The following is a 12,347-nucleotide window of genomic DNA, read 5'->3' as shown; positions in this document are numbered from 1 at the left end:
GCCGCCCGGCCGCCCCTGGACGGGCGGCGGGACCCCGATCAACCCGCGGAGGCATCCATGCCCGACGAGTACGTGCTGCGGCTGGAGGCCTCCGGCGAGGTCACCCCGGCCCCGACCGCCGACGACACCACCCAGCCCGAGGCCGAGGAGGCTGAGCAGTGACCGCAGGACTCGCACCCAGCCTCGTCTCCGGCTGGCTCAACACCCTCAGGACCACAGGCAACGGCGGCGCCGCCTACAGCGCGGTCGCTGGCACCTTCGTGCAACTGCACACCGGAGACCCGGGCGCGGCTGGCACCAGCAACGTGTCCGTCGGCTCCACCACGCGGAATTCCTTCATCTTCTCCAGCTCGTCGTCGGGGTCGGCGCTGTCGCTGGGCACCCCGCCATCGGCGTGGACGAACGGCGGCACGTCGGAGACGCTGACGCACATCTCCGTTTGGACAGCGTCAACATCCGGGACGTTCCTGGGTTCGGTGGCACTGACGGTGTCGCGCGCCTGGGCGTCGACTGACACCTTCACGCTCGCCACGCTGACGGCCGCCCTTACTCCGCAAGCGGCGTGACGCCCTGACGGGGAGGGCTCATGACGACCTTCACCGACGACTTCAACAGGTCGGACAACACGAGCCTCGGCGCGTCGTGGGTCGAGGTAAGCGGCGACTGGTCGATCATTTCCAACCGGCTCTCATCGGGCAACGCGGGCGGGACCGTCATCCTGCGCGCAGCGGGCGCCATGGCCAGCAACGATCACAGCGTTCAGGTCACGATCGCCGCCACCGCAGCCGTCAGCCACGGCATCTGGGCCAGAGGCAACTCGAACATTTCGCAGGGCTACCTTTTCAGAAATGACGGGTCGTCCTGGAACGTCTTCTCTGTCGTGGGCGGCAGCTTCACCTCGATCGGAAGCTATGCCGCGGCAGCTGTCGCGGGTGACGTCGCGAAACTCGAAGTCGTCGGGTCGGCGATCAAGGGCTACGTCAACGGCACCCTCCGCGTATCCGTCACCGACACCGCCGTCACCACCGGCCTCAACGTCGGCCTCCGAGCGGAATCCACTTCGTCGCTCCGCTTCGACGATTTCAGCGCGGCGGACGTCACCAGCGGTGTCACGGGTGATGCGGCGCTCTCAGGCGCTGCCACACTGTCCGCTACTGGCCTGCGGGCGACGGCGGGATCCTCCACCCTGGCAGCGACGGCCGCCCTGTCTGCGTCCGGTCTCCGCGGTGCGGCAGGCAATGCGGCGGTGGCCGCCACAGCCAGTCTCACCGCCGGCGGACTACGGGCCACCAGCAGCAGCGCAAGCCTGGCCGTGACGGCCGGACTCACTGCCGATGGCACCCGCACCACAGCCGGATCCGCCAGCCTCGCCGCATCGGCTGCACTCACCGCCGACGGCGTCGTATCCGGTGCACGAGACGCCACGATCACGGCAACCGCGACCCTGACCGCAGACGGCCAGCGGGCAACAACAGGGAACGCAGCGCTCGCCGCTGCCGCAGCCCTTACGGCCGACGGCCAACGGTCCACCACCGCCAGCTCGGACCTCGCCGCCACCGCAGACCTGACCGCGCAAGGCCAGATCGCCCACAGCGCCGACGCAGCCCTGGCAGTCACCGCCGCGCTGACAGCCGACGGAGTCACGGGCACGCCACCCGTACTCGGCAACGCCAACCTGAGTGCGGCCATCAGTCTGACCGCAGCCGGCCAGCGCTCGACGACCGCAGCATCCGATCTCGCTGTCACGGCGGCCCTCTCGGCTGCAGGGGCGAAGGCAACCGCCAGCGCAGGCATGCTCACCGTCGCTGCTGTGCTCACAGCCAGCGGAACCGTGCTCGGCACCCACGACGACGTCGACGTCACCGTCGGCGTCCCGTACACGCCATGGTCCGTAGGCCCGCCCCACGCTCCCGCTTGGACCGTACAGACGCCCCAGGCCGTCGACTGGGAGGTGGGAGCGCCTTGCTGATCCCGTCCACCAGCACGGAATACCTGCACATCCCCGCTACCGCCCCGACCGGAGTCGACCTCACCGGAGCACCGGTCAGGATCGCCGTTGTCGCGCACCGCGACAACCCGGACGACACCGAATGGCGCACCGCGGACTGGAACGACGGCAACGCGCGAATCCTCATTGGGCCAGACGGAGACCTCGAACTTGCCGCGGGCGACTACAACGTGTGGATCAACATCGACCCGCCCGGCAGCGAGAACATCGTCCGCAGAGCGGGAACGCTCGGTATCTCCTAGCCAGGCAACGAAATCGTCACAGCCCTGACAGTCGCAACCAAGTTGGACACGATGATCCGATCCGCGACGACAGGGAGCCGCCATGTTCGGAAGCAAGAAGAGCGACGAGGAAAAGGCCGCGGCGAAGCGGCAGCGGCAGATCACAGCAGCTGCCGCATCGGCCGGACTCACCGTCATGGGCGGCAAGTTCCGGGCGCCCAACCAAGAACCGATCCCGTTTGACGGCGCACGCGTCACCATCGAGCGTGGCGAGGACGCAGGCAAGCGAGTCACGGCAACGCGCGTGCTGCTGGCCGGCCCCTTCGCCCTGCTGATGAAGAAGGATCAGAACCAGCTCTTCATCACCATCGAGAACGACAGCCAGGTCATGCTCTGCCCGGTGCCGGTCAAGAAGGAAGGCGCCGCACGGATCCTCGCCACCATGGTCAACGGTGCGGCCACAGGCGTCGACAAGGCCGAGTAGCGTGCCAGCCCCGTCCTGACCGACCCCACCCCCGGGTCAGGGCGGCCCACTCCGGCGGATGGAGGCGCCCATGCGCATCCGTATCACCGACGGAACAAACCAAGTAGAGATCAAAGCCAAGGGCTACAGCAGACGCCGACTCGACGACGCCGAGCATGCGGCACTGCGCATGCTCGACGCACTGCGCGACAACGCGACGCCAGCCGATACGACAACCCGCTTCGGGTTCAATCCCGATCACACACTCGACGGCGTCGGCCTCGACAGCGTTACCGAACGGGCCGAACCGTTCGACGACCGTCGAGACGACGAGGGCGACGACGCATGAGCGGCGGATGGGTCGGCAGCAACAGGCGGTCTGAGCTGCCGGCCGACTGGTACACGCGAGTGCGCCCGTTCGTCCTCGCGCGCGACGAGTACCGCTGCCGGAACCGGATCAACGGAGCTCTCTGCGGGCGTCCCGCGAACCAGGTTGACCACGTCGGCGACAAGGGCGACCATCGGCCCGAAATGCTGCAGGCGCTGTGCGAGTGGTGCCATGGCCGCAAGAGCAGCGCGCAGGGAAACCAGTCGCCGAACCGGGCGAAGAGCACGGAAGCCCGGCCGGGCGAGCAGCATCCCGGATTGATCTGATCAGGGAACTTCTGAACCGCCCAGATCTTTTGATCTTGAATCCCTGGCCATCCCTCCCTCCCCCCCACCCCCTGGGAGCCCGGGGAGGTGCTGCGGCTGAGGCTGGCTACGGGTCTGGCCGATCCGGGGCCGGCATGCCGCCTGGGCTGGCCCGTGAGGCTCCGGGCGGGGCGGCCTGGGGTGAATCGATGACTGGCGCCGACGCCGCTCTGACGGCCGTCTGAGCTCTCCGGCCTATGGTCGCTGTTTGGTATCAGTGCAGGTCAGAGCATAGATTGCCGTTACATCGCCCTCTATGATGGGGGTATGAACACTCGGCGATGCGAGAACGGGCGGTGCAGGCAGCACCTCGGTGCGCGGCATGCGCACAACGCCCGCTTCTGCTCGACGCGTTGCCGGGTTGCTGCTCACCGGGCCCGTCGCATCACCCCGGCAGAGCTGACGAGCCGGCCGCGGTGGATCCGCCGTACTGGGTCGAAGGTGCCGGTCACTGTCGGCGGTGGGGCTGCGAGCAGCACCGACCCGATGACGTGGTCTCGGCATCGTGACGCCGTAGCGAGCAGGGCGGGCGCCGGTCTCGGCTTCGTCCTGAACGGGGATGGCGTCGCCTGCGTCGACCTGGACCACTGCCTGGTTGGCGGGGAGCTGGCGCCGTGGGCGCGCCGGATTGTGGATTTGGCGCCGGGCTGCTGGATTGAGCGCTCGGTGTCGGGGGACGGCCTGCACGTCTGGGGCTTTGGCCGTCTGGAGCGGGGCCGCCGGCTGTCCGTGGAGGGCGGCTCGGTGGAGTTGTACGCGGATGGCCGTTACATCGCGGTCACTGGGGACACGTGGGGCGACACGCCTCGGCGCCTGGGTGACCTTTCCGTTTTGATCGACACCTTGCTGTAGCTGCTGCCCGACACGGGTGCGCTGCGGCGTACCCGACACGGGAGGTACAGCACATGGCACGCTTGCAGATTCTCGAACTGCCCGACGGTCCGGACGACACCCGGCCACCGTTCGCCCTCGTCGTCGACGAGTGCGAGCCCGAGCGCGTCATCCTCGGCATGGATCACACCGCCGTCTACAGCGACCGATGGACCATGCTCGGCGCACAGATCGGCGCGCGCGGCGTAGTGGTCACGCCCGAGACGGTCGCGATCCCGGCGAACGAGCTGCTGCTGCCCGAGGCGATTGAGATGCGCGCCGACGGCGACGGCGAGACCGAGTGGCAGGTGCGGCAGGCCGAGGGCAAGTTGAAGGAGTTCGCCGCGGCGCAGCGCGAGCGCGACTTGCACCTCATGGACCAGATGACAGAGGCGCTCGGCCTTGACCGGCTGCGTGACTGGGACGAGATCGTCCGGGCCGCCAGGACGGTGCGGGGCGCGGCCGATGAGGGAGGCCACCGGTTCGGCGGCCCCGGCGCCAACGACCCTGTCGTCTGCTCGGTCTGCAGGCTTGACAAGACGGCGTGGCTCAACGGCGACGTCCGAACCTGCGAGACCGTGCGGATCGACACGGCGGCTGGCCACAGGTTCAACAGGACGGGGCTCGGCGGTCAACTCCGGTGCTACCTGTGCGGTGCCGACCGGATTGCTTGGGCGGCCAGCAGGGATGCGCAACCGTGTGAGGCTGTTCGGTCACAGAAGGGGGAGGGCTGATGGCTGGCGTTGGTCCCCCGCCGAAGGACCCGAAGCGCAGGGCGCGGGCGAACAAGGACCCGGTGGCGCAGACGATTCTGCGGTTCGAGCAGGCTGAGGCGCCGGAGCTGCCGGACTTCCGGATCGATTCCGGTGGCGAGGACGGCATCGTCGAGTTCGTCTGGCCGGAGCGCACCCGCGAGTGGTGGGCGACCTGGGTGGCTTCACCGCAGGCTGAGCACTTCTCGTCCACGGACTGGGAGTTCCTCCTGGACACAGCGCTGATCCACGCGAAGGTGTGGGCCGGAGATCTGTCGGCGGCGCCGGAACTCCGTCTGCGGGTCGCGAAGTTCGGGGCCACGATGGAGGACAGGGCCAGGCTTCGCATGCAGTTCGCTGCGGCTGACGAGGCGGACGCGAAGAGGCCCGAGCCCGGGTCGAGCGCGCGGGCACGATATGGCACGCTGCACGCCCTGCCGACACCTGAGGACAAGAAGGCGTCCGGGGATTCCTGATGCCGTGGCGCGGTCCGCAGTTCGAGAATGAGCTGCCGACGCTGGGCTACGCGGTCCTGGACTGGATCCTGGAGATGCTCGCCGCGCCGGACCGCCCGGACTATGAGCCGTTCGTCCCTACCCGCGAGCAGGGTGAGTTCATCCTCCGCTTCTACGAGCTGCACCCCGGTACGGGAAAGCGGCGGATCCGTCGCGGCGTACTGTCTCGCCCGCGCGGCTGGGGCAAGTCGCCGCTGCTGGCGGCGCTGGCGTGCGCGGAGGCGCTGGGGCCGGTGGTCCCGGCAGGCTGGGATGCGAACGGTGAGCCGGTCGGCATGCCGTGGTCGGAGATCCGCACTCCGCTGGTGCAGGTGGCCGCGGTCAGCGAGGACCAGACGAAGAACACCTGGGACCCGCTGCTGGAGATGCTCCGCCTCGGTCCGGTGATCGACGAGTATCCGGGCCTGGAGCCGCTGGACACTTTCGTCAACCTGCCGCGAGGGAAGATCGACCAGGTGACGAGCTCGGCCACGTCCCGCAAGGGAAACAAGGCCGTGTTCGCAGTGCTGGACCAGACCGAGGAGTGGACGGCCAGCAACGGCGGGAAGCGTCTGGCGCAGGTCATGCGCTCGAACGCCGCGAAGATCAACGGCACGACGCTGGAGTCCCCGAACGCCTACATCCCCGGCATGGGGTCGGTAGCGGAGGACACCGCCGCTTTCGCCAAGGCCATCTCTGAGGGCCGCACGCGCGAGGACGGCCTGCTGTGGGATCACCGTGAAGCGCCGCCGGAGACTGATCCGACCGAGCGTGAGTCGCTGGTGGCCGGACTGCGGTACGCCTACGGCGACAGCTCGGACCACGAGGACGGGTGCCTGCTGCACACGCCGCCGTGCCCGCCCGGCTGGTCGCCGATCGACCGGCTGGTGGGGGACTTCTGGGATACGTCGAACGATCCGCAGGTGATGCGGTCGGACTTCCTGAACCAGATCACCCACGCGACCGACTCGTGGCTGTCGCAGCCGGAATGGGCGGGGTGTGCGGACGCGGCCCGGGTGGTCGCGGACGGCGACACGGTCGTCCTCGGATTCGACGGCTCCCGAGCCAGGGCCCGTGGCGTCACGGACGCCACGGCTCTGGTGGGCTGCCGCGTCTCGGACGGTCACGTGTTCCTGCTGGGCTGCTGGGAGCAGCCGGAGGGCCCGGCGGGAGAGGGCTGGCGGGTGCCGGTCCTGGAAGTGTTGGCCACGGTCGACGAGGCGTTCTCTCGCTACCGGGTGGTCGGCATGTATGCCGACCCGGCGAAGTGGGAGGGGCACGTCGCCGACTGGGAGGCCCGGTGGGGTGCCGGCCTGGCGGTGAAGGCGACCCGTGATCATCCGATCGAATGGTGGATGACGGGTGGCCGATCGAATCTGATCGTCCGCGCGCTGGAGAAATTCCACTCCGCGGTGCTCGACAAGGAGCTGTCGCACGACGGGGCGAGCGCACTGGCCCGGCACGTTCTCAATGCCCGCCGCCGCAAGGGACGTTCCGGCATCCAGATCATGAAGGAGCATCCGGACTCCGCCCGAAAGATCGACGCAGCGGTGGCGAGCGTGCTGGCCTGGCAGGCCCGCCTCGATGCGGTCGCCAAGGGGCTGGCTGAAGAGGAAGAGCCGATGGCCGGCTTCACATTCTGAGAGACGGGGTGATGCCGTGCTGGACGACACCCCTCGGACGCCGGACTGGTGGCTGCTGCGCCTGGGACGGCGCAAGCGGGACCGGCGCAAGGAGCTTGACCGCTGGTGGGACTACTACCGCGGCCACCACCCGCTGCCGTCGCTCCCGAAGAACGCAGCCGCGGCGTTCGCGGATTTCCAGCGAAAGTCCCGGACGAACTTCTGCCGGCCGGTGGCGGACGCTCCGGTGCACCGGTTGCAGGTGCTGGGTGTCACGGACGCGGACGGCCGGGCGGACGATGACGCTTTGCGGTGGTGGCAGGCGAACCGGCTGGATTCCCGGCAGAAGCAGCTGTACCGCACGGTGATGGCGCAGGCGCAGGGCTATGTGATCGTGGGCCCGCATCCGGTTCGAGTGGAGCCGGACGGTGGTGCGCCTTCCCCTCTGATCACGGCGGAGCATCCGCGGCAGGTGATTGTCGAGCACGATCCGGCGACCGGGGAGCGGGCTGCCGCGCTGAAGGCGTGGTGGGACGACACCGAGCGGGTCGGCCGGGCCACGGTCTACCTTCCGGACGGGCTGCAGCGCTACGTCACGCCGCGCCGGGCGGGCGGGGTGCTGCCGTGGGGGCGTGAGTCTTGGGAGCCGGACGGGGAGTTCGAGGAGCATGACCTGGGCGCTGTCCCGGTGGTGCCCTTCGAGTGCCGGCCGGATCTGATGGAGGATCCGCAGCCCGAGTTCGCGGGCGTGCTGGACATCCAGGACCGCATCAATCTGGGCGTTCTGAACCGGATGACAGCGGCCCGCTACTCGGCGTTCCGGCAGAAGTTCATCACCGGGCACAAGTTCCGTAAGCGCACCGATCCGGCAACGGGCCTTGAGGTGGTGGAGCAGCCGTTCGTTCCGTCGCCGTCGGCGATCTGGGCGTCGGAAGGCGAGAACGCCCGCTTCGGCCAGCTGGACGCCACCGATCTTTCGGGTTTCCTCAAGGAGCACGAGTCGGATGTGCGGGACATGCTCGTACTCAGCCATACCCCGGCCTACTACTTCGCCTCCGACCTGGTGAACATCAGTGCGGACACGGTGAACGCCCTGGACGTCAACCACCTGGCCAAGGTGGGAGAGCACCAGGCGACGTTCGGCGAATCATGGGAGGACGTCCTCTCTCTGTGTGCTGCGCAGGCGGGGATCGACCGGGACTACTCGCAGTCCGAGGTCCGGTGGGCCGACCCGCGGCGCCTCAACCCAAGCGTCATCGCGGACGCGGCGACGAAGAAGTCTTCGATCGGATATCCGCTCGCGATCCTCGCCGAGGACATGGGCGAGTCCCCGCAGCGGGTGCGCCGCATCACCTCCGAGGCGGCCGGGGCGGCGCTGCTCGCCAGCACCGGCCTCACGCCGGCAGCCGGCACGGCACCGGCCGCGGCTGCACCTGACCGGACCGGGCTGTGAGCGAAGCAACCCAGGCGGCACTGGATGCCCGCTACACGTCGGTGTCTGTCGCCCTACGGCAGCGCCTCATCGAGGTGGTGCTGCAGGCGTTCGGCAGCCGGGGCGCGTACCGGGGCGCGGATGCGGACGCTTTCGTCGAGCAGGTTCTGCCCATTGTGCTCGGAGCGCAGCAGCAGATGGGCGCGCTGACGGACGCCTACCTGTCGGGCATGGTCGGTGACATGTTCGGCGGAACGGCTGCTGCTCGCGGGGTGCAGATCCCGCAGAGTATCCGGGGCGTGCCGCCGGAAGAGGTCTACCGCCGCCCTTTCGTCACGGTCTGGACGTCCCTGTCGCAGGGCAAGTCGCTGACCGAGGCGGTACGGCAGGGCGAGAGCAGACTGGTGTCCGTCACCGGCACCGACCTGCAGCTGGTCAGGACCGAGGCGACACGCCAAGTCCTGGGCGGAGACAGCCGGGTGCAGTTCTACCGGCGGGTCCTGCGCGGCTCCTACAACTGCGCGATGTGCGTGATCGCGTCGACGCAGCGGTACCGCAAAGAGAAGCTGATGCCCATCCACCCGGGCTGCGACTGCGGCACCCGCCCCCTTCCTGCCGGGCAGGACCCCGGGCAGGTCATCGAACCGGATCTGCTGGAGGCCGCGCACGAGGCGGTCGCCAAAGGCACCGGACAGACAGACCGCGGCGGCCGGCTGCCCGACTACCGGGACATCATCATCGACCGCCAGCACGGCGAACTCGGGCCGCTCATGGCCCTGCGCCGCGACAACTTCACCGGACCGTCGGACATTCCGGGCCGGTGACCAGCGGAGCCGACACGGCTGCGCCCTTTCACACATCACCCCGACACGGGAGCACTACTCATGCGCGCACGCACCTTCGCACCTCTTCCGGCGATCCATTCCGCGACTGCCTGGGCCCACCCCTACGGGCATGCCCCGTTCTCCCCGTTCCTGTACGCGGACGGCGGAGACGGAGATGCCGCCGGGGGCGCCAGCACGGCAGCCGACAGCGCCAAGCCCGACACGGGCGACACCGCGGCGGACAAGGACACGGCCGCCCAGGAGGACACGACCGACTGGAAGGCCGAGGCCGAGAAGTACAAGGCCCTCAGCCGCAAGCACGAGGCCCGCGCGAAGGACAACGCCACCGCGGCCAAGGAACGCGACGACCTCAAGCGGCAGTCCATGTCCGACCAGGAACGGGCTGTCGAGGAGGCATCCGCGAAGGCTCGCGCCGAAGAGCGCGTCCGCCTGGCCGGCAAGCTCGCCCGCCAGGGCTTCCTCGCCGCGGCAGCCGGCCGCCTGGCCAACGCCGCCTCTGTCGCCGACGACCTGAACCTCTCCAAGTACGTGGGCGAGGACGGCGACATCGACGAGAAGGGCCTCGGAGAGCTCGTCGACCGCCTCGCCCCGGCCAAGCCGCAGGCGAAGGCCGATGCGGAGCCCGATCCGGGACCGAAGAAGACCGGCCGCGGCTTCGACCAGGGGCCGCGCGGAACCGGCGGCGGAGACAAGGCCACCACGGTCTCGGCAGGCCGCGATCTGTACGCGTCGCGCAAGAAGACCACCACCATCTGACTCCCAAGGACGGGATATGAACCTCAATCCTGTAACCGAGTCGTTCGGGCAGGACGACCAGTCATGGCTGGCGTCCGCGCAGGGAACTGACACGGCACGCAGCATCACGCTCGACACGTCCGCGTTCACCAGCGGAACCCACTACCCCAACGGCTACTTCCCCTCCGGCCTGCCGCTCGGCGTCATCACCGCCACCGGCAAGTACGGGCCGTACAACAACTCCGCATCCGACGGCACCGAGGTTCTCGCCGGCCTGCTCTTCACGGCCATCGATGCCCCCTCGGTGAACACCATCGACCCGCAGGGCGCCCTGTTCTGGAACGGTGCCGTCCTCGCCGCCAAGCTCCCGATCGCCGTCGACTCGGCCGGCAAGACCGACGTCGCCGGCTACATCAAGTTCTTCTAGGAAGGGGTGACCCATCATGCTGATCAACACCGACTACGTCGCCCCGGCCGAACTGACCGGCTACGTCCGCGCAGCCCTGGCGGACATGCAGCAGAACCGGTTCCGGCTCGCCGCGTGGCTGCCGAACAGCACCATCGACGACCTGCAGTACCGGTTCGACCGCGGCGGAGCCGAGGGCCTGACCGAGGCGGCCACGTTCCGCAGCTACGACACCGAGTCCCCGATCGGCTCGCGGCCCGGTATCACCAGGGTGACCGGTGAACTGCCGCCGGTCTCGCGGAAGATCCGGCTCGGCGAGTACGACCGGCTGCGCCAGCGCCGTCTGAACAACCGGGTTCGCAGCCAGATCCTGACCGACGCCGAGCGCATGGCGCGCGCGGTCGCGGCCCGGATCGAGATGGCCCGGGGCGAGGCCCTGTACAAGGGCAAGATCGACCTCGCCGAGAACGGCGTCATCGCGTCCGTCGACTTCGGCCGCTCTGCCGGTCACACCGTCAACGCGGCCGTGGCCTGGACGGACATCGCCAACGCGGTGCCGCTCACGGACCTGATCGCCTGGAGCGAGACCTACCGGGCGTCCAACGGCGTGGCCCCTGGCGTCGTGCTGATGTCCTCGGCCGCGCTGGGCCTGCTGATCCGCAACGCGGAGATCCGGGCCCTGGCCGCCACCGTCGTCGGTACCCCGAACGTGGTGCCGCAGGCGACGCTGCAGGGCATCTTCCAGGCGCACGGTCTGCCCCCGTTCGAGGTGTACGACGCGCAGGTCCGCGTTTCTGGGGCCAGCCAGTACGTCATCCCGCGGGACAAGGTGCTGCTCCTGCCTGCGGCCGGAGACCCGAACGATCCCGGATCCTCGGAGATGGGCGCCACGCTGTGGGGCACCACCGCCGAGAGCCTGGAGCCGGAGTTTGGTATGGAGGACGGTGAGGAGCCCGGGATCGTGGCGGGCGCCTACTCGACGAAGGACCCGGTCGCGGTGTGGACGAAGGCGGCGGCCGTCTCGCTGCCGATCCTCGCCAACCCCGACATGTCGTTCGCCGCCGACATCGGGACGATCGCGTGACGGCCCGATCCGCCGTACACGCCTACGTCAGCAGCAAGGACGGCACGCAGCGGAAGTGGCTGCAGCCGGGCGACGAGGTCCCCTCCTGGGCCCGCCTGGACGACCGGAACCTGCTGGCATCCGGCGGCACGTCGGACCAGACCGGATCGGACGGCGACGTGGCAGAGCCGGCCCGGTCCGGGAAGGGCTCCGGCGCCGAGGCCTGGAGGTCCTTCGCCGAGGCCAAGGGTGTCGGTGTCGACTCGGGCATGACCCGGGACGACATCATCGCCGCCTGCGAACAGGCCGGCGTTCTCGCCGCGGAGGGCTGATCGATGGCGGCCTACGCGACGGTCGCCGACTACGAGGCCCGCGCCGCCGTCACGCTGACAGAACCCCAGCTGAGCCAGGTCAAGGCACTGCTGGAGGACATTGCCGCCCTGATCCGCACCAGCATTCCGGCCGGAACGGTGCCGGATGGCGATGTGGCCAGAGCGGTCAGCGTGGCGGTCGCCCGCCGCACCATGGCCAACCCGGGCGGCTACCGGCAGCGCACGGTTGGCGCGTACTCGGAAACCCTCGGTGAGACCGGCGGCATGTACCTCACCGACGCCGAACTGGAAGCCCTCACCGCCAACAGTGACGCCAGCAGCGGTGACGCCGCCTACTCGGTGGGGCTGCGCGACGAGGGGCCGGTGTGGGTTGCGGACTGCGGCCCGTGGCCGATGCGTCCCTGGTGAAGG

General features: G+C 69.3%; 17 protein-coding genes. All 17 read left to right on the top strand.

From position 1 onward, the window contains the following. Window positions 1–158 precede the first annotated feature (158 nt). The 17 genes from ACIQ7M_RS06970 (at window position 159) to ACIQ7M_RS06890 (ending at window position 12,344) form a co-directional block, all read left to right on the top strand. Window positions 159–566 carry a hypothetical protein gene (locus ACIQ7M_RS06970; protein WP_403640628.1) on the top strand — a complete coding sequence of 136 codons (408 nt, stop codon included), beginning with the start codon at window positions 159–161 and terminating at the stop codon, window positions 564–566. Window positions 567–586: 20 nt separating this feature from the next. Beyond that, window positions 587–1,969 carry a hypothetical protein gene (locus ACIQ7M_RS06965; RefSeq protein WP_403640625.1) on the top strand — a complete coding sequence of 461 codons (1,383 nt, stop codon included), beginning with the start codon at window positions 587–589 and terminating at the stop codon, window positions 1,967–1,969. Then, the gene (locus ACIQ7M_RS06960; protein ID WP_403640622.1) at window positions 1,963–2,250 is read left to right on the top strand and encodes a hypothetical protein; all 288 of its coding nucleotides are present in this window, start codon (window positions 1,963–1,965) and stop codon (window positions 2,248–2,250) included. Before ACIQ7M_RS06965 ends, ACIQ7M_RS06960 begins: the two co-directional genes overlap by 7 nt. Before the next feature lie 82 nt (window positions 2,251–2,332). Beyond that, a complete protein-coding gene (locus tag ACIQ7M_RS06955; protein WP_403640619.1) occupies window positions 2,333–2,713 on the top strand; it encodes a hypothetical protein in 381 nt (126 codons plus the stop codon). A gap of 70 nt (window positions 2,714–2,783) precedes the next feature. Next, window positions 2,784–3,041 (top strand): hypothetical protein, encoded by a 258-nt coding sequence (locus ACIQ7M_RS06950; RefSeq protein WP_403640616.1) that lies wholly within the window; start codon window positions 2,784–2,786, stop codon window positions 3,039–3,041. Beyond that, window positions 3,038–3,346, top strand: coding sequence for an HNH endonuclease (locus tag ACIQ7M_RS06945; protein ID WP_403640613.1), 309 nt, complete (start codon window positions 3,038–3,040; stop codon window positions 3,344–3,346). Before ACIQ7M_RS06950 ends, ACIQ7M_RS06945 begins: the two co-directional genes overlap by 4 nt. A 306-nt stretch (window positions 3,347–3,652) precedes the next feature. Further along, window positions 3,653–4,237, top strand: a complete 585-nt coding sequence (locus ACIQ7M_RS06940; protein ID WP_403640610.1) for a DNA primase — start codon at window positions 3,653–3,655, stop codon at window positions 4,235–4,237. Window positions 4,238–4,290: 53 nt separating this feature from the next. Continuing rightward, window positions 4,291–4,989, top strand: a complete 699-nt coding sequence (locus ACIQ7M_RS06935; RefSeq protein ID WP_403640607.1) for a hypothetical protein — start codon at window positions 4,291–4,293, stop codon at window positions 4,987–4,989. Next, window positions 4,989–5,483 (top strand): hypothetical protein, encoded by a 495-nt coding sequence (locus ACIQ7M_RS06930; protein WP_403640604.1) that lies wholly within the window; start codon window positions 4,989–4,991, stop codon window positions 5,481–5,483. The genes ACIQ7M_RS06935 and ACIQ7M_RS06930 overlap by 1 nt, the downstream gene beginning before the upstream one ends. Beyond that, window positions 5,483–7,144: a terminase gene (locus ACIQ7M_RS06925; protein ID WP_403640601.1), complete on the top strand. Its 1,662-nt coding sequence runs from the start codon at window positions 5,483–5,485 to the stop codon at window positions 7,142–7,144. Before ACIQ7M_RS06930 ends, ACIQ7M_RS06925 begins: the two co-directional genes overlap by 1 nt. A gap of 16 nt (window positions 7,145–7,160) precedes the next feature. Continuing rightward, complete coding sequence (locus tag ACIQ7M_RS06920; protein WP_403640598.1) at window positions 7,161–8,576, top strand: phage portal protein; 1,416 nt, start codon at window positions 7,161–7,163, stop codon at window positions 8,574–8,576. Continuing rightward, a complete protein-coding gene (locus ACIQ7M_RS06915) occupies window positions 8,573–9,379 on the top strand; it encodes a hypothetical protein (RefSeq protein ID WP_403640596.1) in 807 nt (268 codons plus the stop codon). The genes ACIQ7M_RS06920 and ACIQ7M_RS06915 overlap by 4 nt, the downstream gene beginning before the upstream one ends. A gap of 60 nt (window positions 9,380–9,439) precedes the next feature. Beyond that, on the top strand, window positions 9,440–10,156 hold the full coding sequence (locus tag ACIQ7M_RS06910; protein WP_403640592.1) for a hypothetical protein: 717 nt from the start codon (window positions 9,440–9,442) through the stop codon (window positions 10,154–10,156). 16 nt (window positions 10,157–10,172) lie between these two features. Beyond that, window positions 10,173–10,562, top strand: coding sequence for a head decoration protein (locus tag ACIQ7M_RS06905; protein WP_403640589.1), 390 nt, complete (start codon window positions 10,173–10,175; stop codon window positions 10,560–10,562). Window positions 10,563–10,578: 16 nt separating this feature from the next. Next, window positions 10,579–11,625: a major capsid protein gene (locus ACIQ7M_RS06900; protein ID WP_403640586.1), complete on the top strand. Its 1,047-nt coding sequence runs from the start codon at window positions 10,579–10,581 to the stop codon at window positions 11,623–11,625. After that, on the top strand, window positions 11,622–11,936 hold the full coding sequence (locus ACIQ7M_RS06895) for a hypothetical protein (protein ID WP_403640583.1): 315 nt from the start codon (window positions 11,622–11,624) through the stop codon (window positions 11,934–11,936). Before ACIQ7M_RS06900 ends, ACIQ7M_RS06895 begins: the two co-directional genes overlap by 4 nt. A 3-nt stretch (window positions 11,937–11,939) precedes the next feature. Further along, window positions 11,940–12,344: a hypothetical protein gene (locus tag ACIQ7M_RS06890; protein WP_403640580.1), complete on the top strand. Its 405-nt coding sequence runs from the start codon at window positions 11,940–11,942 to the stop codon at window positions 12,342–12,344. Window positions 12,345–12,347 lie beyond the last annotated feature (3 nt).

It is taken from the genome of Streptomyces sp. NPDC096324, assembly GCF_044763015.1.
In the GTDB taxonomy this organism is placed as follows: Bacteria; Actinomycetota; Actinomycetes; order Streptomycetales; family Streptomycetaceae; genus Streptomyces.
This window is presented reverse-complemented; position numbering and strand designations above follow the sequence as displayed.

Excerpts from the sequence above, each read along its gene's own strand:
- ACIQ7M_RS06965 (WP_403640625.1), top strand. The coding sequence starts at position 587 with ATGACGACCTTCACCGACGACTTCAACAGGTCGGACAACACGAGCCTC.
- ACIQ7M_RS06955 (WP_403640619.1), top strand. The coding sequence starts at position 2,333 with ATGTTCGGAAGCAAGAAGAGCGACGAGGAAAAGGCCGCGGCGAAGCGG.
- ACIQ7M_RS06950 (WP_403640616.1), top strand. The coding sequence starts at position 2,784 with ATGCGCATCCGTATCACCGACGGAACAAACCAAGTAGAGATCAAAGCC.
- ACIQ7M_RS06945 (WP_403640613.1), top strand. The coding sequence starts at position 3,038 with ATGAGCGGCGGATGGGTCGGCAGCAACAGGCGGTCTGAGCTGCCGGCC.
- ACIQ7M_RS06940 (WP_403640610.1), top strand. The coding sequence starts at position 3,653 with ATGAACACTCGGCGATGCGAGAACGGGCGGTGCAGGCAGCACCTCGGT.
- ACIQ7M_RS06935 (WP_403640607.1), top strand. The coding sequence starts at position 4,291 with ATGGCACGCTTGCAGATTCTCGAACTGCCCGACGGTCCGGACGACACC.
- ACIQ7M_RS06930 (WP_403640604.1), top strand. The coding sequence starts at position 4,989 with ATGGCTGGCGTTGGTCCCCCGCCGAAGGACCCGAAGCGCAGGGCGCGG.
- ACIQ7M_RS06925 (WP_403640601.1), top strand. The coding sequence starts at position 5,483 with ATGCCGTGGCGCGGTCCGCAGTTCGAGAATGAGCTGCCGACGCTGGGC.
- ACIQ7M_RS06910 (WP_403640592.1), top strand. The coding sequence starts at position 9,440 with ATGCGCGCACGCACCTTCGCACCTCTTCCGGCGATCCATTCCGCGACT.
- ACIQ7M_RS06905 (WP_403640589.1), top strand. The coding sequence starts at position 10,173 with ATGAACCTCAATCCTGTAACCGAGTCGTTCGGGCAGGACGACCAGTCA.
- ACIQ7M_RS06900 (WP_403640586.1), top strand. The coding sequence starts at position 10,579 with ATGCTGATCAACACCGACTACGTCGCCCCGGCCGAACTGACCGGCTAC.
- ACIQ7M_RS06890 (WP_403640580.1), top strand. The coding sequence starts at position 11,940 with ATGGCGGCCTACGCGACGGTCGCCGACTACGAGGCCCGCGCCGCCGTC.